Source organism: Oceanobacillus sp. HCA-5259 (assembly GCF_037892815.1).
Taxonomy (GTDB): Bacteria; Bacillota; Bacilli; order Bacillales; family Amphibacillaceae; genus Oceanobacillus; species Oceanobacillus indicireducens.
On the sequence record NZ_JBBKBV010000013.1, the window covers coordinates 1 to 21,978 of the forward strand.

A 21,978-nucleotide genomic window follows, 5' to 3' on the forward strand; every position below is an offset into this window, starting at 1 on the left:
CACCAATATCCATGCTGAGTCCACTAATTCATTCGATCGAGTCCACTTCACTTTAAAATAAATACACACATCAAGTCCACTTTTTCACGGTTCAGGTCCACTTCTTGTCCTTCTTTCGGTATATTTAATTTTGGGAGCATTCGCTTTCAAACAATATCCGAAAGGAGACCTTTTTATGGCCAGAAAAATTCCAGCTAAGTTAATTCTCGAATACCGGGCAATGGGACTGTCTCGCAACATGATCGCCAAAACAAAGAATATAGGGAAGAGCTCTGTCAGTGACGTGTTCCACCGTGCAGATGAATTACATTTAGCGTATGAAGACATTAAAAAATTATCAGATGAGGAGGTGTACCGTCGGCTGTTTCCTGAAAGGCATCAGTCAGAATTACTTTATGAAATGCCAGATTACAATGCCATACACCGCGAATTGAAGCGTGTAGGTGTTACCTTAAAATTACTTTGGCAGGAATACAAAGATACTTGTGACCAATCTGGTGCGGTATCAATGGGCTACACCAAATTTTGTAAAGGGTATCAAGATTATATTTTACAATTCAAGCTGACAAACCACTTAAAACATAAGCCTGGTGTAACCGCAGAGGTGGATTGGAGTGGCTCGACTATGCAAATCACAGATCGTGTGACTGGAGAAATCATTACCATCTATTTATTTGTCGGTTCTTTACCTTACAGTCAATATACGTATGTTGAACCAACATTCGATCAAAAAAGTGATACATGGCTTCAGTGTCATGTCAACATGTTTCGTTTCTTTGGAGGATCTGCCGTTCGTTTGGTTTGTGATAATTTAAAGACTGGTGTTATCCACCACCCCAAAGAAGGGGATATTATTCTAAATAGCCAATATGAAGCATTAGGAGATCATTATATGACCGCAATCATGCCAGCACCAGTACGTAAACCGAAAGGAAAAGCATCGGTAGAAAGTGCCGTAGGAAAGATTGCGACAGCGATTATTGCTTCATTGAGAAACCAGCAATTCTTTTCACTCAATGACTTGAAACAAGCGATTGATATCAAGCTATATGATTATAATGATCGACCATTTCAAAAAAGGACAGGCAGTCGAATGGAAGTGTTTGAAAAAGAGGAAGCACCCTCTTTAAGAAAGTTACCAAGTGTCCCTTATGAAATCGCAGATTGGGTATATGGACGAAAGGTAAACTTAGACTGCCATATCCAATATAAGAATAACTATTATTCTTGCCCTTATCAATATGTAAAAAAGTCAGTGAATTTAAAAGTCACGAAAAATACATTAGAAGTCTATCATCAGGATCAACGTATTGCGACACACAAGAAAATGAATGACTACCAGAAGTACCAATGGTCAACGCAGCCGGAACATCTACCTGATCAATTTCATCGTCCAGAATGGGATGATGTTCGCTTAATTCAATGGGCAGAATCTATTGGCCCCTCTATGCATGAAGTAATTAAACGAGTATTTGATAGTGTCAAAATAAAAGAACAAGGTTATCGGTCAGCATTATCTATTTTAAATTTGACGAAAAAGCACGCAAAAGAATCGGTAGAATCAGCATGTAAACTCGCACTTACAAAAGTATATTCACCGCGCTATAAACAACTAAATACGATTCTTTCGTCTGGTGTATTAAATCAACAGAAAGATACTACAAAAAATAAACATGATCAAGCATCATACGGTTACGTGAGAGGTGCATCGTATTATGGAGGAGACGAACAATGATGAATGATGAAACAAAACGCAAATTACGTGAAATGAACTTACCAGAAATGATACAAATGATCGAACAACAAAACCAGGATTCCATCACAGTTTCCATGACTTTTGAGCAACGCTTCCAGCGTATTGTGGATTTTGTTTATCAAGAAAAATATAATAACAAAGTGCAGGGTCTTATTAAACGAGCAAAATTCCGTATCCCAAGCGCAGATATCACAAGCATTTACTACGACCAAAGAAAGATAGATCGGCACGTCATTCAAGAGTTAAGTACTTGTCAGTTCATTCACAGAAATGTAAATGTGATTTTTGCAGGATTTACCGGTTCAGGTAAGACATTTTGTGCATGTGCTTTAGGCAGAGAAGCATGTAAGCAAGGCGTGCGCACACGTTACATTAGAGTTCCTGACTTATTAATCGAAAGAGATGAAGCAACTCTTGTCCCAAAAGGAGTTACTAAATTACTTAATAAATATGCCAACTACGGTCTTCTTATTTTAGATGAGTGGTTATTAGATAGCTTTTCCGAAGAAGAGGTCCACTTCTTATTTGAACTGATAGAACGCCGTTATGATTCTGGTTCAACCATTTTCTGTACACAGTTCGGCAAGAAGGATTGGCATACCCGTCTTGGTGGAGGCGTTCACGCTGACGCAATGATGGACCGTATTGTACACAATGCCGTATGGTTTGAAACGGGCAATGTCAACATGCGTGAACATCTGGCTAAAAATAATTTATAAATCTATGAATCTAACAAAGACCACTTTTTTGTGGTCTTTTCCTATCTGGACTCCAATTGAATATTGGTGGACTCATGTTGAGAATCAGAAGACCCAACTTCATGTATTCATGGACTTATTTGCGTGAAATAATCAAGATATGAAAAGTTAGATCAATTCCTTCCATGGTTACGACCATTCCCGTGGAATGTCGTGTTCCTAATAAATCTAAATAAATCATAACAATAGTCCACATCTAAGGTAGCTATGGACTATTTTAAACTTACTAATATTCAAGAGTACACACGTTTTGTGAGCCCACCAAATTTAAGAGCCCCTCCAAATATCTGTGTTATATTACTCTCTATTTCAGTTATATCATCTAAATAAAGTATCCTCAAATTCTTGATAGCCCTTGAGCAAGCAACATATAATAAATTTTTTGCTTGCTCAAATTCTATTAATTCGTTCTTCCCCAGGTCTTCAATATTATCGTAGTGTTCAAAGTAAAAGTTAAAGAAATTCTGTTGTATACCAAACTTTTTTTCCATTATTATAAGAACATTATTAAACTCTAAGCCTTTAGTGCTGTGATACGTGTGATAATTTACCTTATCTTTTCTTTTACCAATGTCTTTTTGGATATATTGATACCAATTTTCATAGCTACTTATATCAATGGCTAATAATTTAGATATTGATTCTTCAGCCTCCTTGTAACTATCATCTTTTATATCGGGAAATAACTTTACAAGCAAATAGTTATGAAACGATTCGTATGTTATTTTTTCCATACCGAATGTATCATCTATAATCTTTCGTAACTTTGCGTTTTCATTTTCTTTATACACTTTTATGATTGACTGGATATAATCATTTAAGGTAATGCCCTTTATTTGTTTTAATAAATTTATAACAAATTTTAATTCATCAAACGTCATCTCTTTATAAAATTCCATATCATCGTAAATTTGAACTATAGGGGTATCCCCTGACCTAATGTTTTTTATAAACCGTATAATATTGTAGAAGACCCTAGGGATTTCACCTAATTTAGTGAGGTCATTGCTCAACATTTCAGTTGTTAGTTGATTATAGTTCATTTTGTATTTTTTTGTTTGACTAAATTGTTCATAAACATCGCCAAATCCACTATAGTTTGCAGCAGTTTTATGTGTTAGAAAAAAACAATCTAATGGATTATCTTCACTGCAATCCCACTCTTCAAGATACTTGTTAATAAATTCGTTAACATCGTCACGTTCCCCATTATAAAACTGCACACTACCCCCTATGGAATCTTCGTATATAGATTCCTGAATTATATCATCCATTCTAATTTTGTTGGTCACATCTATAATTTCTTTACAAGATCTTCGATTAAATACTTTGACCACTGAGTTTAGGTTTGAATGGATTTCTTCCAAATTTTTACCTACACCATACTCATATATGCTTTGTACTGGGTCTCCGAAATATCCTATGAAAAGTTTACGATTAATCGCATTTGCATATTCATTTAAAGAACGCATCATTTCTATTACGTTCCTACTTGTGTCTTGATATTCATCTATTAGAATATATGGATATTGGTCAATGACGATTTGTTTTACTAAATCATATTTTTGGATAAGGGTTAATCCATATTCAAGTAATGTATCGTGACTAATTTGCATTCTATGGAGTCTGTCCCTGTTATACATTGAATTATAAATAACTTGTTGAAATCCTTTTTGTTTTCTTTCAATCATGTCTAGACAAGTTTTATAATCAGTAATCTTATAGATAGCGCTAACCGTTTGTCTGAATTTACTTTTGTTATTGAGTATATCTGGAATATTGATTAGTATAGGTTTAAATACCTTATCTACTTCTCTGGCTTTAGCGGAATAGACCTTATAGAAATTATCTTTTTGCTCTAGCATGATGCCCTTAAATAGTTCTTTTTCTTCCTCGGTCATTTCTCTATACGCTCTAAATTTATCATCTTCATTTATCTTTTTTTCTAAAGTAGAAATCTCATCAATTAGTTTTTCTTTGTGTATATCAACCAATTGTGATTTATAATCCTTTATTAGATCCCAAATTCTTTCATGTATAGTAGATATTTTTACAAGATGTGAAGCCCCCAGTCTTTCTCTCATTTCATTGGCTGCAACATTCGTATAAGTAATACACAATATCTTTTGACTATGTTTAGAAAGGGACTTACCATATTTATTAATAATGTATTTTAAGCTTTCAACCAATGCATAAGTTTTTCCAGCTCCTGCACCCGATTGAAATACTAAACTTTCCGATAAATCAATACCCAAGTTTATATCAGTCTGGATCTTTTCCTCTTCTTGCTGTTTAGCTGTAGATATTTCAGTGAACATTATTATACTTCCTCCTCACTTAGTAAGCTCTTTAGTCAGCCACTCAAGACCTTTTGTTATATAAATAGGTAATTTAAAATTGTCAATTTCCTCACTGATAATTAACTCACTTAGAATAGTATTAGCAAAATTGCTTTTAGCTTTATCTAATTTTTTTTGAAAATAATAGGAAGAATTTTTAACCTTGTTATAATCAACACCTGTTTCCGTTGCTGTAATGTTATTATAGATCTGTTTCCTGACTTTTTTTAATACACTGTTCATAAGAGGGTTATCATAGTTTGTTAAAATCAAGGCCTCTTCAAAACTGGTTGCATAATACTTTTCTATTTTTTCGCTCTGAAATGCAATATATATATTTTCTGTTTCAAAGAATGGTTCAATGCTATCTAGAGAGTTGGATTCATTATACTTTTCTATTGTTTTATTTGTCGTTACTCTACCCGTTAGTTCTTGTATTTGCTTAAATTCTTTTTTCTCATCTTTCTCACGTTTAATATCTATGTCAGTAATGATTAGTGTAGGTACTTGTAATAATTTTATTAAATCATGATAGACAAGCCCGTGGGAACCATCTATGTTAAAAATGGTAATATAATATTTATTTAACCCTTCATCGTTATCTATAAAATATTTGATGAGAGTTTCTTCTGTAATACCTTCGACAAAAATGATGGCATCAGCAAAAAATAACTCAGATACCTTGTATTTGATGTGCTTCTTCAGGAAATTTAGTTCTTCAAGTCTTGTATTGTCCTCTTTGGTGTCTTCCTTAGAAGCTTTCTTGACCTCATCTTTGTCGTTTTTTCCATTAATTACATTGTCATCATTAAGCTTTATTACTTGTGTATAATGGCCTTTTGTAGTTAAATAATTAATATTGTTAAATGTATTACCGCTATGTATTTTACTGTTAAGAATATGTGACGAGTGAGTTGTAATGATGAGTTGACTATTTATATTCTTCTCTTTACCTTCTAATAAGGATTTGATAGCCTCATTGATGTTTTTAATAAATAGCTCCTGCATCTGTGGGTGCATATAAGTTTCAGGTTCCTCTATTGAGATGATATTGACCATACTATTAAAAGATTTATCTGGATATCTTTCCATATAATCTACTAATTCTGCAATAATCATCATCAGGTTAGTATATCCTAAACCAAATTGATTTTCTGGGATATGTATATTTCCCTCAACATATTCATATTTTATTAGATTATTCATTACACTTTCTAAAGTTAAATCAGCGGTCAGAGAGAAGCTTAATTTTTCTCTTGACTCAATTTTAGATAGAGATTCGATGATGGACTTTGTGTGATGTTTTCTAATGTTATTTGTGAATTGAGTATTGGTGTCATCTAGCAATTTTTCAAAGTCTTCTTTTTCTTTGTCGTCTAAAAGTGATTTATAGCGGTATTTAATAATTTTATTAAAGGCCTTAGTCAGTGAAATATCTGAATCAACAATGTTTGCCTTAACTGCTGTTATGTCAATTAGGTTTTTCAAATTATATTTAACTAGATCACCGTTTTGCCTATAATAGTTAACTTCAAAGTCAGTTTCCCCCAATACTTTTATAAAAGATGTAAATTTCTTTTGATTATTTTCTTTTTCATCATTTTCTTTTTGTAAAAGTTTTATTAATTCCTGGCGAAATAATTCGGTTTCTTTAATTTCAACTTTAATCGTTATTTCAACTTCATTCTCTTTGGTAACGTTATCAATAATTAAAAATGGTGCAAGGTTGCCTAGCAAATCTGTTGTATGATTATCCTCGAAGCCTATCTTAATTATAAATTTTAAATATGGTATCTCTATGTTTTCTAACTCGTATGTTCTAGAAAAAGTTTCTTCATAGCTAACTAAAAGCTTTTTAAGATAGACGAAATTAAAATCATTAACATCGAAATTGTTTTCTTTTATTATTTTTTCTAAAGCTTGAACAATGGTTGTTTTTCCAGTGTTATTTTTTCCAACTATTAAAGTGGTTGTTGGAGCTACATTAATTTCGTTTTCTTCTAGTTCTTTCCGGTGACTAGTACCGTCGACAAACTCTATTGTGTTTTCTGTTGTTCCAAACTTGCGGAAATTATTGATTGTAAGACTTTTTAAGTACATATAAATCCCCCTTTTTTGATATTATTTTGCATAGGACAATTGCCCTGATTGTATTGTAACATGTTTTTATAAAAAAACTGACTTTTTTCTAGGTTGTCTGACAACCTTTGATTAATAGTCACCATTCAAATTAAACTTTAAGCTAAAGTTCTTTACGATATCTAACTCTAACAGAGAAGGTTATTTAGATAGCTAGCTGTAAATCTCCAAATTAAGTCGTATGTCGTCAATACCTTTAAATATCGTGATTCTTAAGAAGGTTTACTCGAAAATCCTTTCTTTTTTGAACCATTCCCGTTATCTTTTGTTTTCTCTACGTTACTTAGTTTTATTTTGGGTGGTTATAAAATAGCAAACTAGTGGCATAAGGCTAAATAAGATAAACCGGCTTGCGAAGGTTGCTTGGGGCTATTTGATTATGATTAAAAGTAAGAAAAAATGTGAGCGCAAAATAGTTTACATCGCACAAACAAAAACGAACGCATTTTTTAACTTGATATTCAGCAAGGATTCCGTATTCTTTAGCTAATAACCGCTATCTTAGACTGCCTTCGAAATATATATTCATTACCATTTTTAATTTTTTTCACTATACTTCGCCATATAAATATACCCCAGAAATTAGATTTTTAACTCTAACTTTTGGGGTGCAATACCTATGTAGTCTTTTTTATACCGTATTTTTGAAGCTTTCGAACAACGGTAGGTTGACTGACTCCTAATTGGCGTGCCATTTCAGTTGTACTTTTGCAGCGTGCGAAAACTTTTTGCAATATCTGAGTTTCCAACTCTTGCATCATCTCCGGCAAGGTTTTTTCCTCTAATACCTGGAATCTGAAGCTGTTTTCTTTTCGATAATTGGAGATAAACTCTTTTGGTATATGCTCTTGCTGTATAAGATTGTCCTCAACGGTTAAAACCAATCTCTCCATTAAATTTGCTAATTCACGGACATTCCCTGGCCATTCGTAATGAAGGAGGTGATCAATAACTGCATGATCCAATACCTTTTCTTGTTGATGTCGTTGATTAAATTTTTGTGTTAACTCGATAATTAGGGACAATAAATCTTCTCGTCTCTCTCGTAAAGAAGGAATCGGAATATGGATGACGGAAAGGCGGAAATAGAGATCTTCTCGGAATTTCCCATCTTCAATCCTTTCTTTTAAATTGACATTGGTAGCAGTGACAAGTCTGAAGTCTAACGATATAGGCGTCGTTTCACCAACACGGATAAACTCTTTCGATTGCGTAAAAGTGAGTAGTTTTGCTTGGAGATTTATCGGCAACTCGCCAATCTCGTCTAAAAATAAGGTACCGCCTTTCGCCTCTTCGACCAGTCCTTTTTTTCCTTTTGGATTAGCCCCGGTAAATGCACCAGCATCATAACCGAATAATTCCGATTCAAGCAGGGACTCAGGGATACTGCTGCAATTAATCGTGACAAACTTGCCCTTTCGCCCGCTTTGGTTATGTAAGTATTCAGCTAGTAACGTCTTCCCAACTCCTGACTCCCCAGTTAAAAGAACGGATGTGTTGGAACGTGCAACACGATTAATTAAACTAACGACATGTTTCATTGGTTCGCTTTTCGCGATAATATGGGGAGCCGCTGACTGCTTGCTTTGTAACTCCTTTAGTTCGCTTTTAATGGTTTCCATTTCACCTTCTATCATTTTTACATACAACTTCATTTTTTCTAATTCGGTGACGTCCTGAGCATAGGTTACAACATATTTGATGTTGTTCTTGTCATTATAAACAATATTTCCTGTAACAAGCAGTTTTTTACCACTTCTGGTTTCTTGAATGAGTGTTTGTTTTTCGCCTGTTTCCAGTACGCGCTTCACAACCGATGGGTAGAACACTCTCTCTTTTTCCAGCTGCATAACGGAAAGCCCAATGATATCGTTTTTCTTAATATTTAACCAAAGCTCGACGGAAGAATTCGAATATACAATGTTTCCTTTGGAGTCTGCTACAATGACATCTGTATTGATACTATCCACGATTTCCTCCCAGTCCCAATATTTATCCAAATTCATTAAAAATTCCCCCTTTAGTCTATCTTAGCAAATGTTATTTAACTCTGTATAGATTATTCACTTTTGTATAGAAATAAAAAAGCTCAATTTGATAGGGTTAATCAAAAAGAGGGGTTATACAGAAATGTATAACTGGTACAAGTCAATTTCTAAAAAGGTTATAAGTAAGGGATACGCTGTCTTGGCATAGTTTTTGCATATAAGTTATATGAGGCATAGCTAAACAACAAGGAGGAGTATCTGTGAAAGAACAATCAATTCTAATTTTTGGTGGAAGCATTTTAACGATGGAAGAAACGGAGCAGGTAGAAGCTATTTCGGTAAAAGGAGATCAAGTTGTTTGTGCCGGTACTGTTGAAGAATGTCGGCTTGCTCTTGAAGGGAGTGAAATTCAAGAAATAAATTTAAACGGTCAATGTTTATTACCAGGTTTTATTGATCCGCATTTACACTTAATGATGTTAGGGATGTGTCATACATGGATTGATATAAGTTATCCAAAGGTAAAAAGTATCAATGATTTAGTTCGGGAACTATCGATTCATACAGACCGATTACGTGATGGAGCGATTATTCGGGGATTCGGCTTTGACCAAAGAAACTTGAAGGAAAAACGTTATCCTACCGCGGATGACCTTGATCGAGTCAGTACCGAATATCCAGTTCAAATTATGCATGCAAGTGGGCACGCGAACGTCGTAAACCATTATTTCCTTGATATGTTGGAGATTGATGAACATACAAAAGATCCGATAGCAGGCGTGATTGGAAGAGACAATAATGGAAAACCGAATGGACAACTCTTTGATAGTGCTAATGATTTTTTTGCTGAAAAATCAGGTGTACTTGTTGGAAATCATGGGCCGAATATACACATGCCAGATACACCGGAAAACTTACAAACTCTTATCCAAGTCGGGCAAGAACAGTGTGTGACAGCTGGAATTACAACGATTAATGATCCACAGGTAACAAAGCAAGAAATGGAATCATTTGATGTAGCTAAAAAGAATGGAAATTTAAAAATGCGTGTCGTTATGTCCTTTTTATCTACTTATTTAGATGAGCTCATTCATCTTGGATTCCGTTCCGGATTTGGCGATAAACAGTTATCAATTGGGTCAATTAAGTTTTACGCAGATGGTTCTTTAAATTCTGGTACCGCTTATCTTTCGACGAACTACGCTGATAATGCGAGAAAGAAAGGATACTTATATCATGAACCCGAAGCTTTCAAAGAAATGTTCATCAAAGCGCACAAGCAAGGATTTCAAACGTTGACACATGCTCAGGGGGATAGTGCTATTCAGCTTGTAATTGGTGGGGTAAGGGAAGCCCTAGCAAATGAATCTTTTGACCGTCGACATCGCATTGAGCACTGCGGATTGCCGGCTCCTTCCCAAATGGATGCTATAAAGGAACTCGGAATTTGGCCGGTACCGCAACCACAGCATGTGTACCAATATGGGGAAGGAGTTATTCGTCAAGTTGGGGAACTAGGACAGAATTATTCGCCATACGGGTGGTTCAAAGAAAAGGGTATTCCAATTGTATTATCATCCGATGCACCAGTATCTCCACCGAATCCTATCCTTGCCATCTATGCGGCCGTAACTCGGAAGACCTTACAGGGGAACCTTGTCGGGGAGGAGCACCAAATCACTCTTACAGAAGCATTGCGTGGATACACGATTGAGGCGGCAAAAGCGGTAAATAAAGAGGACCTGATTGGTTCCATTGCAAAAGGAAAGCTAGCGGACTTTGCTGTTCTATCAAAGAATCCTTACGATGTGCCGGTGGAAGAGATAAAGGACATTGCTGTTACTGAAACTTGGATTGCTGGAAAGAAAGTATTTGAAAAAGAAGCAACCCTGTTAATGGGTAAATAGAGAGTTAGAAAGGTAATTTACCCTTCTTTGGAAAAAGGATATTTAGTGATAGAGCCCTGCAGGTACTTATATTAAAATGGTGAAAAGGTGGTTACTATGACAACGTTAGGAGAGAAGTTGATTACAGACGAAAAACAAATGATCATGGATTGGGTAGATAAAAACCAATCTAAATTTTCTGATTGGAATCAAAAGATATGGAATTATGGGGAAACGGCTTGGAGAGAATATAAATCCTCCAAGTGGTATATCAATCAGTTGCAGAAAGAAGGGTTTACTGTAGAAGAAGCAAGTGGAGGTATGCCTACTGCTTTTTGCGCGACATGGCAGAATGGCGATGGGCCTGTTATTGCCGGGTATGCTGAATATGATGCGGTACCAGGAAATTGCCAAGCAGCAGATACGGTTGAACGTCCAAGAAATGGTTTGAGTAAATACGCAGGCGGACACACGGATCCTCATTCTGCATTGGGTATCGGGTCCTTTGGAGGATTTCTAGCTGCAAAAGCGGTCATGGAGAAATTCGATATTAAAGGAAAACTAAAATTCTTTGGAGAGCCTGCAGAAAAAGTAAGAGGCTCGAAGCCAATTCATGCCGCGAAAGGATATTATGATGACCTTGATGCAGCAATTAGTTTCCATCCATTTTATATGTTGCCATTATGTAACACGACACGATGGAATACACATTGTGCAGTTGCTTACTCCGTTATGTACACGTTTACATGTGATGAACCGGAAACGTGGCTGTCTTCTGGAGATGATTCGCCAATCCCGGCATCTCATGCATCAGTTCGTGCACCGGGGGCGACGGATGCAGTTGTACAGATGTATACATTATCCAAGATGTCTAGGGAACACATGCTACCTCACAACTTGGGGTGGAGTGTGAATGAGACGATATTAAATGCCGGACAAGCAACTGCAGATAATATTCCTGGTCAAATGGCGCAAATCTACTATTTCATTCGGGTTCCAGACATTAAAATGGCGGAAGATGTAGTTAAAGTCCTTGATCAAAATGCGGAAAGTGCCGCTAAATCTGCACATTGTAACTGGAAGAAAGAATGGATAACCAAATCTAGAGCAGGCCTTGAAAACCATACAATGGCAACAGTCACATATGAGAACTTGGAAATTGCTGGTCCTCCGAAGTTTGAAAGGGATGCGATTAAGGTGGCGCAGGAAATTCAAGAAAACCTTGGATTGGAACCAATGGAGGAACCATATTTAGATGAGGTTGAAAATCTCATTCCACCGGAGGAAGCGGAAAAGAAGCTTCGGGAAACAATTCCAGATATCCAACGTCATTTCACTTCGGACGATTATACGGAATATTGCTGGCATACTCCAACAGTACGACTGTATATTGGTAGACCGGCACTAAAGTCACCAAAGCCGGGATATGCTTATCCAGCATGGGTGATGAATGCGTTGGGTGGAATTCGAGAATGTATCGATCCAATGATCGAGAGCGCATCCAAAACAATTGGAATGACGATTATTGATTTATTAACGAAACCGGAAGTATTAAAACAAGCACAGGATGAATTTAACGAAAGAACGGGTGGCGGCATGAAGGGTAATGAATGGCAAGAGCCGCTGTGTGACTATGAACCTCCTATTCACTACCGTTGGCCAGAATATGTAACAACTGCTCGTGGAAAGGATCAGTGGATCATACCAGCGGAAGGGGACAAGTAAGGGGAAGGGAAAGCCTACTAAAATAGTAGTCGGTGTAATCCTTTCTTGGAGTTTCTTATCTATAAAATCTAAAGGGGAATGGGGATGCGGAAAAATTTTGTTGTTATTGCGTCGCTTGCATTTACTGCTTTATTTGTAGGTTTTGGTATTGTTGCACCAGAAAAACTTGGTGATGTTGCTTCGTATATTTTATTTACTTTTATCGGGGAGTATTTTGGTTGGTTTTATATGTTTGTTGCTCTGTTCTTTGTTGTTACTTGTTTATTCGTAGCTTTTTCCAAATACGGGAATATTCGTTTAGGTAAAGATACAGACCGTCCCCAGTTCAATACATTTACTTGGATTGCCATGCTATACAGTTGTGGGCTAGCTATTAGTCTTTTCTTCTGGGGTGTTGCTGAGCCGGTATTAATGTACTTGGAACCACCATATGGTGATGGTGGAACAAAGGAATCTGCGGAAGTTGCGATGCAATATACGTTCTTTCACTGGGGGGTTCATAGCTGGGGAACCTATGCGATTATTGGGTTAATTATGGCCTATTTTCAATATCGGAAAAACACACCACCATTGATCAATCATACCTTACAACCTTTATTAGGGAAGCGGGCATTCGGTGCAATTGGAAAATTCATTAATATTTTAGCAATCTTTGCAGTAATTAGCGGCATTTCAACTTCACTAGGACTTGGCGTAAACCAAATGGGAGCAGGTTTTGAATATCAATATGGTATTGCAAATAACACAGTAAATAATATTATCTTAATTGTTATTCTAACAATTATCTTTACTGCTTCCGCAAGTAGCGGTATAGAGCGGGGGATTAAGTGGTTGTCTAATATTAATATTATAATCGCCTTAATAATTTTAGCAGCGGTTTTTTCCTTTGGTCCGACCGTCAAGGTTTTGGAAATACTATTTACATCAACCGGTAATTACTTAAATAATTTTATAGACATGAGTTTTCATCTAGAACCATTTCTTAATGATTACAGCTGGCAAGCTGGCTGGGATTTCTTCTATTGGGGTTGGGCTATTAGCTTTGGTGTATTTGTAGGACTATTTTTCGCTCGTATATCCAAGGGAAGAACAATTAGGGAATTTATCCTTGGAGCGATGATTGTTCCAACAATTGCCACCATGATTTGGTATGGGACATTTGGTGGAACCGCCCTCTACAACATTATTAACCTTGGAAACACAGAACTTTCCAATCGAATTTTAGAAAATATGGATACAGCCTTGTTTTATTTTCTAGAGTTATTTCCTGCATCACCAATACTCATTCTCATGACTTTTATTTCGTTAATTATTTTCTTCGTTACCTCAGCCGACTCAACTGTTTATGTATTAGGTATGTACAGCGAAGAAAGTACGAATCCGTCAAATAGAAGTAAAATTTTATGGGCAATGGTCATTGCAGGTGTAGCAATTGCATTACATTTAACGGGAGGATTAACACCACTCCAAACTGTCTCAGCCGCCGCAGGGCTTCCATTTTCAATTGTAATACTAGCAATGACGATATCTTTCTTTAAATCATTGCGGAGGGAGACGATGGTTGTCGATCACGTAAGCAAAGAAGAGGTGGCGTATAATAGTGAAGAAAATAAGGCGGAGATAAAGAAGAAGAGTTCTTAAACCAGGATGCATGTTACTTTTTTGTTTGGAAAAAAACTTTCATCTCCTTTCCTTGTTGAATAGACGAGAAAAGGAGATGAAAATTATTGAAACTTTGTTACGTTTCGAAAGCTTGCCCTGCACAATCAGCCTCTCCGATAACTGTCATCTTATGGCAGTTCCTCCCTTGGACTCCTTCGAGTTTACTTACACCTTCAATGCTGTTGTTATTATATTTAAAGGCATGCACCGAATGAATTTATTGACCTAGACCGTTTAAAAACTATAATCAAAAACAATCGCTGCATTTACTTCGGACCGGTGTAAGGTAAGGAGAGTATTGGGGAAGCCGCAATTAGGTAAATAAATGAAATAGAAACAAGATCATAGGATCAAAAAAACAGTTATTCCAGTGAGCTTGTTTTGGTATCTAACTATGATGAAAAAAGAAATTTTTATCTGCGAATCAGCATATTAAGTTGTTGGCGGATAAAAGATATTCATACGTAAAGTAAAGAAGATATAATGCCTTAACCCGCTTCGAAGTGATTTCACGCTAGCAAAGAGTGAGGTGAAATTGCCACAAAGGAGGTTCTATCTAGAGTTGACTCCTGTAAGATATCATTAATTGCTAAATGCATAAAAGGCAGTGCCACTATCTACTATTTTTAGTTGTGTTTGCTATAAACAACTTGCTTAATAACTATTTTTAACATTTGATGTTTTAATCGAAAATGGAGTCACCCGATACCATATTGGCTTTTTTAGTCATAAAATGGCCAATGTACATTATTATATGATTCCAGCTTCTTATCACCTTCTTTTGCTTCATAGATCTTACATACATAATCCTTCCTAACATTTTTAGAATAGAATGTCCTTGTTTAAATCCATAGCAATTTTCATGTGTATGGGCTTTTGAAAGTATATTATGCAGTATCCATCTTTGTATATTTTTTAATTTTGCATTGGGAATATAAATTAATCTCGATCCCCCTATATAGGTTTAAACGGAGCTGGGATGAATACTTTAAATAGAAAGAATGTATCGAACGGAAGTATATAATGGAGTTAAATCATAAAGAAAGTGAATGGATTAGAATTTACTATCCAAGAGATAAGACTCGCCAATAGTATCACTGGAAATATCTTTCTTTAAAAAAGTTTAAAAGAACTTGAAATACAAGAAGAGTCAGTTATAGTACTGTGGCTCTTCTTTCTTTACTTTCGTTCATTATTTTTATATTTAGCAGGTCAGAACCTAATAAATATAATTTAATAACTTTACAATATTAAGATCTTACATTATGCTTTTAATGAGTGGTAATAACCACTTGGGACAATAAGCTACCAAAACTGTAAATGGTATAACCAAGGGTTTTTATTGATAAATATAAGAAAGGAGTCACAAGAGCTACTGAGCATTTTAATGCAACAAAAATACGGCAAGAGAAAGCAGGCCATTTAAAAACACAAGAGGGTCAGCCGGCAATGTTAGTCAAGCGCTTGGCTTATCATGATGACAAGTTAGTGGAGTATACGATAAGTGTTGCTCGTGGTGATAAAATCAGTTGAGTTAACTTAGGTGGAATCATAGGCGAGTATAAGTAAGTTTACAATAACTAACTGGTTATAACGACGTAACCACTTTGGAATAAATAATTGGGAGGTTCAAGAAATGTTTAACATATCATAAAATGAACTTAAAGAGAGAAATGCGCATATTACTGCAACGGAAATTTATCAACAACCAGCCATATAGCCATATGAAAAAATGGTCAGTTCTCTACAATTGGGATTCCGATATGGTCTAAAATCAATTTTTAAATGAGAGGACTGTTGTCGTTGTATTTTTATCTCATGACACGAAAATATGATATGGACAATTTTAAGAGAAATAGCAGCAAAAGACGACAAAATACATGTGATTACTTTGGCAGATAAGGTTAATGAAGAAACAAAAGAGCTTGCTGATTGGGGGAGGTGAATAAAGGGGATCAAACAATCGAAAGTGATTTTGATTTAGCCATGCTATATATTATCTTTGCCAAGCGTTAGCAACTAAGAAGTCGCTCCAACTAGATATTGCACCAGATAACCCAAGTCCATACGTATTAATTGCGTTGTAAAAAGAGTAACGATTTACGAGAGAGAAAAATAGTATTCGTTTCGACTCTTTGAAACTTTTTATAAAAGCTAATGAAGGAGATATAACCAATATGATAATAACAGCGATTGCTCTAGATATGGATGGAACGCTTCTCGATTCAAAAAATCAAATCCAAGAAAATACCATTGAAATATTATCCGAACTACGCAAAAAAGGTATAAAAATATTTTTAGTAACAGGAAGAACAAGGAAAGAAATAGAAGATATCATACCGAATGATTTTCCTTACGACGGTGCAGTAACATCTAATGGAATGGGATGTTATACTCGAGAAAAAGAAGTTATGCAGTATCATTTGGATGATAGATTAGTAAAACATGTAATAGCGCTTGCACAGAAATACAAGGTATATTATGAAGTCCATTCTCAACAATGTGGTAGACACGCTTTAGAAAAAGATAGAAAAATGATGGAAACAGAAATCGAACAATCAGTGCCTGATACTCTAAAAGAAAATGAATATTTTTCAAGACAAAAAGCAATTGAATCAGGTATTAGCTGGGTGGATCAACTAGATTACAAAAATGTTGTAAAGATATATTTTTTTAGTATGTACCTTGAAAAAATTGAGAAGTGGAAAGAAATGCTTGATAACATGAAACAAATCAAACTATTTTCTACATCCTCTTCTACCTTGCATAATGTTGAAATGATGAGAGAGAATGTTTCCAAAGCGACAGGCTTAAACATGTTACTTAGACAATTTAACTTATCCGCAACTGAAGTAATGGCGATTGGTGATGGTGAGAATGATTTGACGATGTTCGAATTGTGTTCGATTTCAATTGCAATGAAGAATGCGCCTGACATTGTAAAAGAAAAAGCGCACTTCGTAACAAAGGAGACTCATGATAACCATGGTTTATACTTATTTCTGAAGGGCTGGAAGGAAAAAGGATATTTTTCAGGTTACTAACAGAAGAGGCTATCTTTAATTTAGATAGCTTCTTTTATTTTTACTAAAATTCATAGTATTTATAAAGTATGATTGTGAAAATTGTTTGAACAAACATTTTATTGCTTGAATAAAACGCTTTCTTAACTTATACTAACATTAGTAAACAAAATCGAACACTTTAAAACAACCTGTACGGATGTAAGGAGGGAAGAGATGCTGAAGAGTAACCGCCAACGACAAATTTTTAATTTAGTTGAAGAAAAGGGATTTTTGAAGGTTTCCGAAGCTTCCGAGTTGCTGGGTGTTGCAGAGATGACGATTAGGCGTGATTTAGTAGAGTTGGAAGATAATGGTTTAATTGTAAGAGTCCATGGGGGCGCGAAGAAACTTCAAAAGCAAAACAGCCAATATATAGAACTGTCGCATATTCAAAAAAAGTCCTTGAACATTGAGGAGAAGAAACATATCGCAAAGATAGCGGCAAGATTGATCAAAGAAGAAGATGTAATTTTTATAGGCGCAGGGACAACTACAGAGTATATATACGATTTTATTAATGTAAATACAGTAAAGGTTATCACAAACTCCATATCAATTTTTAACCGTTTTAAAAGTGATTCCCGATTTGATCTTATATTGATTGGTGGGAAACTTCGTGAAAGAACAGGAAGTTTTATTGGGTATTTTACTAGGAAGATGATTAGAGATATCAAAGTTAATAAGGTTTTTATCGGAGCTAATGGAATCAAAGGTGATTATATTACTACCGCAGAGGAAGAAGAAGGAGTTATACATCAAATTATCCTAAATAACTCAGATGAAAACTATGTTTTAGTTGACAACACAAAATTCGGGATTGAAGCATTTCAAGTATTAAGTAATGTCACTGATGTTACTGCGGTTATTACGGATTGGAAAATTAAACCCCAATATGAAGCTTATTATCGTGGTAAATGTAAAATTATAAAAGAAAAAAGTTAGGAGGAAAGAGGATGAAAATAGCGATTGGCAGTGATACTAAAGGCTTTGAATTAAAAGAGCATCTGAAAGACTACCTCACTGAACATGGATATCATGTTTACGATGAAACATCTGAAAAAGAGGTGGATTTCTTTGAGGCAACGACTAGAGTGATAGATTCAATCAAGGGTAATAAAGCAGATAGGGGAATTGTAATTGATGAATATGGTGTCGGTCCGTCAATGGTAGCGAACAAATACAAAGGAATTATTTGTGCGAATACGACAGACGAACACTCAGCTTTTATGACACGCGGACATAATAATACAAGCATTATTACTATTGGTTCAGGTATTGTCGGGGAGAAACTCGCAGAAAAAATAGCAAAAACATTTATAGAAGCTGATTATGACGGTGGGCGACATCAAATCCGTGTAGATATGTTAAATAAAATGTGTTAGGAGTGAAGTGGAAATGAAGATTTCAATTGGGTGCGACCATATTGTAACAAAAGAGAAAAACCATCTCGTTAAGTACCTAAAGGAAAAAAATCATGAAGTGATAGATAATGGAACGTATGATAAGGAGCGTACCCATTATCCAATATACGGAAAGAAAACAGCGGAAAAAGTTGTTTCTGGGGAAGCAGACCTTGGAATTGTAGTTTGCGGAACTGGAGTAGGTATTTCTGTAAGCGCTAATAAGGTGAAAGGTGCACGTGCTGCACTTGTAGCTGATGTGGAAACAGCAAGATATGCTAGGGAAAACCTTAATGCGAATGTTATTGCTGTAGGTGGCCGTATTGTAGGAATGGGTTTAATAGAGAATATTATAGATGTATTTTTAGAAACAGAATATAACAAAACAGAAGAAAACGAAAGAATGATAGAAAAAATAGATGCTTTGGCTGAAAACACAGAGCAAATGAATAATCAAAAATACTTCGATGAATTCATTGAAAAATGGGATCGCGGTGAGTATCACGATTAGTGAGGAAATAAAAGAACTTCCTCACTTTTTGGGAAGGAGGACTGTCGATGTTAGTTGATACATTGTATGATAGAGAACTTATTTTAAAAAGTGACGCTCAGACACAGGAAGAAGTTTTTAAAGAAATTGGTGCTATTCTATTAAAGAAAGATCTTGTAAATGAACAGTTTACTGATGCAATTATAGAAAGAGAAAAGAATTACCCAACAGGATTAGATTTGGCACCGGTTGCTGAACAATTGCCAAATGTAGCGATACCTCATACGGAGACAGAGTATTGTAAAAGTAAAGCAATCGTATTTGTGAAATTGAATAATCAAATTACGTTTCATAATATGATTACCCCTGATGAGACATTAAGAGTAAAATATCTATTTTTCATCATTAATAATGAAAAAACAAATCAAACAGATGTACTATCAAATATTATGGCTTTTATAACAAATAAAGAGAACATGAGGACATTGGAACAATTGGACACAGCTGAATCTATTTATAAATTTTTAATAGGGAGAGATGAATAATGATTAAAATTTTAGCAGCCTGTGGAGCAGGTATTAATTCAAGCCATCAAATCAAGTCAGCTATCGAGGAGGAAATGAAGAAAAGAGGTTATAAGGTTAAAGTTGACGCAGTTGTAGTAAAAGACATTACGAAGAACATGATCGATGAGTATGATATTTTTACCCCGATTTCAAAAATTAATTTCAGTTTCGAGGTAAAAATACCTACAGTTGAAGCTGGTCCGATATTATATCGTATTCCAGCTATGGCTGACCCTGTTTTTTCCGAAATAGAAAGCGTTATCAAGGAGTTAGGAAAATAATAATCTCTGGAAAGGAGAGCAATAACCAATGGATGCAATAATCAAATTTGCTAATGCTATTTTCCAGCCAATCATTGACCTTGGTGCAGCACCAATGATGTTCATTTTACTTTCCTTACTTGCAATTCTGATGAAAGTAAAGGTAAGTAAAGCCCTCGAGGGTGGTCTGAAACTAGCCATTGCTTTAACAGGAATGGGTGCAGTTATCAATATCCTAACAAGCAACTTTGCCCCCGCTTTAGAAGATTTCGTAAAATCCACTGGGATTGAATTGAACATTACCGATGTGGGTTGGGCCCCTCTTGCAACAATTACTTGGGGCTCTGCATATACCTTGTTCTTCTTAATGATTCTTGTTATTGTGAACCTTGTTTTAATCCTTATGAACAAAACGAATACACTCGATGTTGATATATTTAATTTTTGGCACTTGTCTATTACAGGTTTACTGGTAATGTATTATTCTAACAATCTTTTCATTGCAACTGTACTTGTTGTTGTGCTGGGTGTTATGAAGTTTATCAATGCCGATGTAATGAAACCTACATTTAATGATCTATTGAGTATGCCTAAATCAAACCCGACAACAACAACTCATATGAACTTTCTATTAAACCCATTAATTATGCTGTTTGATAGATTTTTCGATAAAGTCTTACCTTTCCTTGATAAATATGACTTTGATGCAGCTTGGCTTAATGAGAAAATTGGTTTCTGGGGAAGTAAATTTGCAATTGGTATCTATCTAGGCGCGTTTGTTGGTCTCCTAGGACAACAATCAGCAACAGAAATTTTTGCCTTAGCATTTATTGGCGGTACTGCACTTGAGCTATTCTCTATTGTTGGAACATGGTTTATTTCTGCGATGGAACCGATTTCAAAGGGAATTACCGATTTTATGAGTAAACGTCTAAAAGGAAGAACATTCAATATTGGTATTGACTGGCCATTCCTGGCGGCTCGTCCGGAAATGTGGGCTGCGGCTAACGTTTTAGCCCCAATTATGCTAATTATTGCCTTGTTCTTACCCGGCAACGGTATTCTTCCGTTAGGTGGTATCATTGCTATCGGTTTAACTCCAGCATTGCTAGTTGTTTGCCGTGGTAAAATTATTCGTATGATTTTGATCGGTGTAATTATGATTCCAGTATTCCTATGGTCAGGGACAGCAATCGCACCATTCGTTACGGATGTTGCAGCCAATGTTGGCGCAATGCCATCTGGAATAGAAGGCGGGGCACTTATTACGCATTCCACACTTGAAGGCCCTGTTGAGAAGTTTATAGCTATTTTGGTGGGGAAAGCAAGTGATGGATTTGAGTTCAGTTCAGTTCTAGCTGCATTAGCAGCCCTGGCAGCATATATAGGACTTTTCACTTGGTATGTTAAAGAAATGAAAAAACGAAACAAGGAATATGAAAAGAAAGAGCAAAATGAAGTTGCTTAATTAATGAATCGGCAAAAGTTTGAGGGCATATCAGTTTTTATCTTGATATGCCTTTATCCAATTGTAAATAGGAGCAGTAACTATTGGAACAGGGCATGGTGTTTATGAAACGGAGCCTAAAATCGATTTTGAGCGTTTAGAAAAAATTAAAAATTTAATTGATATCCCAATTGTTTCTTCATGAAGCCTCAGGAATTTCTAAAAGTGATGTTCGTAAATGTATTTCATTGGGATGTGCAAAGGTAAATGTATCTACCGAACTGAAAAAACCTTTTACTAAAGCTTTACGTGAGTCTTTAATTGAAAATCCAAACGAAACGGACATACGAAAATACATGTGCCCTGCAAAAGCAGCAATGAAAGAAGCGGTAATCGAGAAAATATTAATTTGTAAAAGTTATGGTAAAGCCTAGGCGGAAAGATTATAAAAAAGCAGGAACAGGGCGTGAAGCACAAAAGCTTTATATTCCCTGTTC

At 35.6% G+C, this 21,978-nt stretch carries 18 protein-coding genes; 15 read left to right on the forward strand and 3 right to left on the reverse strand.

The features are described 5' to 3' along the window. Window positions 1-175: 175 nt before the first annotated feature. Both istA and WKU33_RS09290 read left to right on the forward strand, forming a co-directional pair. On the forward strand, window positions 176-1,735 hold the full coding sequence (istA, locus tag WKU33_RS09285) for an IS21 family transposase (protein ID WP_340454234.1): 1,560 nt from the start codon (window positions 176-178) through the stop codon (window positions 1,733-1,735). Then, window positions 1,732-2,475: an ATP-binding protein gene (locus tag WKU33_RS09290; RefSeq protein WP_336253689.1), complete on the forward strand. Its 744-nt coding sequence runs from the start codon at window positions 1,732-1,734 to the stop codon at window positions 2,473-2,475. Before istA ends, WKU33_RS09290 begins: the two co-directional genes overlap by 4 nt. 272 nt (window positions 2,476-2,747) lie before the next feature. Here WKU33_RS09290 and WKU33_RS09295 read toward each other — a convergent pair whose 3' ends face one another. The 3 genes from WKU33_RS09295 to WKU33_RS09305 all read right to left on the reverse strand — a co-directional run bounded on the left by WKU33_RS09295 (window position 2,748) and on the right by WKU33_RS09305 (window position 8,998). Beyond that, window positions 2,748-4,832, reverse strand: coding sequence for a UvrD-helicase domain-containing protein (locus tag WKU33_RS09295; RefSeq protein WP_340454237.1), 2,085 nt, complete (start codon window positions 4,830-4,832; stop codon window positions 2,748-2,750). Between the two features lie 15 nt (window positions 4,833-4,847). Next, on the reverse strand, window positions 4,848-6,953 hold the full coding sequence (locus WKU33_RS09300) for an AAA family ATPase (RefSeq protein WP_340454238.1): 2,106 nt from the start codon (window positions 6,951-6,953) through the stop codon (window positions 4,848-4,850). Between the two features lie 656 nt (window positions 6,954-7,609). Beyond that, window positions 7,610-8,998: a sigma-54 interaction domain-containing protein gene (locus WKU33_RS09305; protein ID WP_340454240.1), complete on the reverse strand. Its 1,389-nt coding sequence runs from the start codon at window positions 8,996-8,998 to the stop codon at window positions 7,610-7,612. A gap of 242 nt (window positions 8,999-9,240) precedes the next feature. On the opposite strand from WKU33_RS09305, the gene WKU33_RS09310 reads away from it, so the two are divergent. The 13 genes from WKU33_RS09310 to WKU33_RS09365 all read left to right on the forward strand — a co-directional run bounded on the left by WKU33_RS09310 (window position 9,241) and on the right by WKU33_RS09365 (window position 21,915). Further along, the gene (locus WKU33_RS09310; protein ID WP_340454242.1) at window positions 9,241-10,887 is read left to right on the forward strand and encodes an amidohydrolase; all 1,647 of its coding nucleotides are present in this window, start codon (window positions 9,241-9,243) and stop codon (window positions 10,885-10,887) included. A gap of 96 nt (window positions 10,888-10,983) precedes the next feature. Then, window positions 10,984-12,591, forward strand: a complete 1,608-nt coding sequence (locus tag WKU33_RS09315; protein WP_340454244.1) for an amidohydrolase — start codon at window positions 10,984-10,986, stop codon at window positions 12,589-12,591. A gap of 84 nt (window positions 12,592-12,675) precedes the next feature. Beyond that, window positions 12,676-14,232 carry a BCCT family transporter gene (locus WKU33_RS09320; protein WP_340454246.1) on the forward strand — a complete coding sequence of 519 codons (1,557 nt, stop codon included), beginning with the start codon at window positions 12,676-12,678 and terminating at the stop codon, window positions 14,230-14,232. A 1,362-nt stretch (window positions 14,233-15,594) separates the two neighbouring features. After that, on the forward strand, window positions 15,595-15,786 hold the full coding sequence (locus tag WKU33_RS19080; protein WP_445321691.1) for a UTRA domain-containing protein: 192 nt from the start codon (window positions 15,595-15,597) through the stop codon (window positions 15,784-15,786). A 602-nt stretch (window positions 15,787-16,388) separates the two neighbouring features. Beyond that, a complete protein-coding gene (locus tag WKU33_RS09325; protein ID WP_340454248.1) occupies window positions 16,389-17,297 on the forward strand; it encodes an HAD family hydrolase in 909 nt (302 codons plus the stop codon). 195 nt (window positions 17,298-17,492) lie between these two features. Next, window positions 17,493-18,260, forward strand: coding sequence for a DeoR/GlpR family DNA-binding transcription regulator (locus tag WKU33_RS09330; RefSeq protein ID WP_340454249.1), 768 nt, complete (start codon window positions 17,493-17,495; stop codon window positions 18,258-18,260). A gap of 11 nt (window positions 18,261-18,271) precedes the next feature. Next, a complete protein-coding gene (lacA, locus tag WKU33_RS09335; RefSeq protein WP_340454250.1) occupies window positions 18,272-18,700 on the forward strand; it encodes a galactose-6-phosphate isomerase subunit LacA in 429 nt (142 codons plus the stop codon). 13 nt (window positions 18,701-18,713) lie between these two features. Further along, a complete protein-coding gene (gene lacB, locus WKU33_RS09340; RefSeq protein WP_340454252.1) occupies window positions 18,714-19,229 on the forward strand; it encodes a galactose-6-phosphate isomerase subunit LacB in 516 nt (171 codons plus the stop codon). Between the two features lie 47 nt (window positions 19,230-19,276). After that, window positions 19,277-19,753 carry a PTS sugar transporter subunit IIA gene (locus WKU33_RS09345; RefSeq protein WP_340454254.1) on the forward strand — a complete coding sequence of 159 codons (477 nt, stop codon included), beginning with the start codon at window positions 19,277-19,279 and terminating at the stop codon, window positions 19,751-19,753. Continuing rightward, window positions 19,753-20,055: a PTS fructose transporter subunit IIB gene (locus WKU33_RS09350; RefSeq protein WP_156854457.1), complete on the forward strand. Its 303-nt coding sequence runs from the start codon at window positions 19,753-19,755 to the stop codon at window positions 20,053-20,055. Before WKU33_RS09345 ends, WKU33_RS09350 begins: the two co-directional genes overlap by 1 nt. Before the next feature lie 28 nt (window positions 20,056-20,083). Continuing rightward, complete coding sequence (locus tag WKU33_RS09355; RefSeq protein ID WP_156854459.1) at window positions 20,084-21,502, forward strand: PTS galactitol transporter subunit IIC; 1,419 nt, start codon at window positions 20,084-20,086, stop codon at window positions 21,500-21,502. Window positions 21,503-21,584: 82 nt separating this feature from the next. After that, the gene (locus WKU33_RS09360) at window positions 21,585-21,686 is read left to right on the forward strand and encodes a class II fructose-bisphosphate aldolase (RefSeq protein WP_255454322.1); all 102 of its coding nucleotides are present in this window, start codon (window positions 21,585-21,587) and stop codon (window positions 21,684-21,686) included. Next, window positions 21,673-21,915 carry a class II fructose-bisphosphate aldolase gene (locus WKU33_RS09365; RefSeq protein ID WP_255454320.1) on the forward strand — a complete coding sequence of 81 codons (243 nt, stop codon included), beginning with the start codon at window positions 21,673-21,675 and terminating at the stop codon, window positions 21,913-21,915. The genes WKU33_RS09360 and WKU33_RS09365 overlap by 14 nt, the downstream gene beginning before the upstream one ends. Window positions 21,916-21,978: the final 63 nt, after the last annotated feature.

What these genes read in the sequence shown, in the direction of transcription:
- WKU33_RS09345 (WP_340454254.1), top strand. Translation starts at nt 19,277, where the DNA reads ATGTTAGTTGATACATTGTATGATAGAGAACTTATTTTAAAAAGTGAC.
- WKU33_RS09315 (WP_340454244.1), top strand. Translation starts at nt 10,984, where the DNA reads ATGACAACGTTAGGAGAGAAGTTGATTACAGACGAAAAACAAATGATC.
- WKU33_RS09350 (WP_156854457.1), top strand. Translation starts at nt 19,753, where the DNA reads ATGATTAAAATTTTAGCAGCCTGTGGAGCAGGTATTAATTCAAGCCAT.
- WKU33_RS09300 (WP_340454238.1), bottom strand. Translation starts at nt 6,953, where the DNA reads ATGTACTTAAAAAGTCTTACAATCAATAATTTCCGCAAGTTTGGAACA.
- WKU33_RS09295 (WP_340454237.1), bottom strand. Translation starts at nt 4,832, where the DNA reads ATGTTCACTGAAATATCTACAGCTAAACAGCAAGAAGAGGAAAAGATC.
- istA (WP_340454234.1), top strand. Translation starts at nt 176, where the DNA reads ATGGCCAGAAAAATTCCAGCTAAGTTAATTCTCGAATACCGGGCAATG.
- WKU33_RS09330 (WP_340454249.1), top strand. Translation starts at nt 17,493, where the DNA reads ATGCTGAAGAGTAACCGCCAACGACAAATTTTTAATTTAGTTGAAGAA.
- WKU33_RS09290 (WP_336253689.1), top strand. Translation starts at nt 1,732, where the DNA reads ATGATGAATGATGAAACAAAACGCAAATTACGTGAAATGAACTTACCA.
- WKU33_RS09320 (WP_340454246.1), top strand. Translation starts at nt 12,676, where the DNA reads ATGCGGAAAAATTTTGTTGTTATTGCGTCGCTTGCATTTACTGCTTTA.
- WKU33_RS09355 (WP_156854459.1), top strand. Translation starts at nt 20,084, where the DNA reads ATGGATGCAATAATCAAATTTGCTAATGCTATTTTCCAGCCAATCATT.
- WKU33_RS09305 (WP_340454240.1), bottom strand. Translation starts at nt 8,998, where the DNA reads ATGAATTTGGATAAATATTGGGACTGGGAGGAAATCGTGGATAGTATC.
- lacA (WP_340454250.1), top strand. Translation starts at nt 18,272, where the DNA reads ATGAAAATAGCGATTGGCAGTGATACTAAAGGCTTTGAATTAAAAGAG.
- lacB (WP_340454252.1), top strand. Translation starts at nt 18,714, where the DNA reads ATGAAGATTTCAATTGGGTGCGACCATATTGTAACAAAAGAGAAAAAC.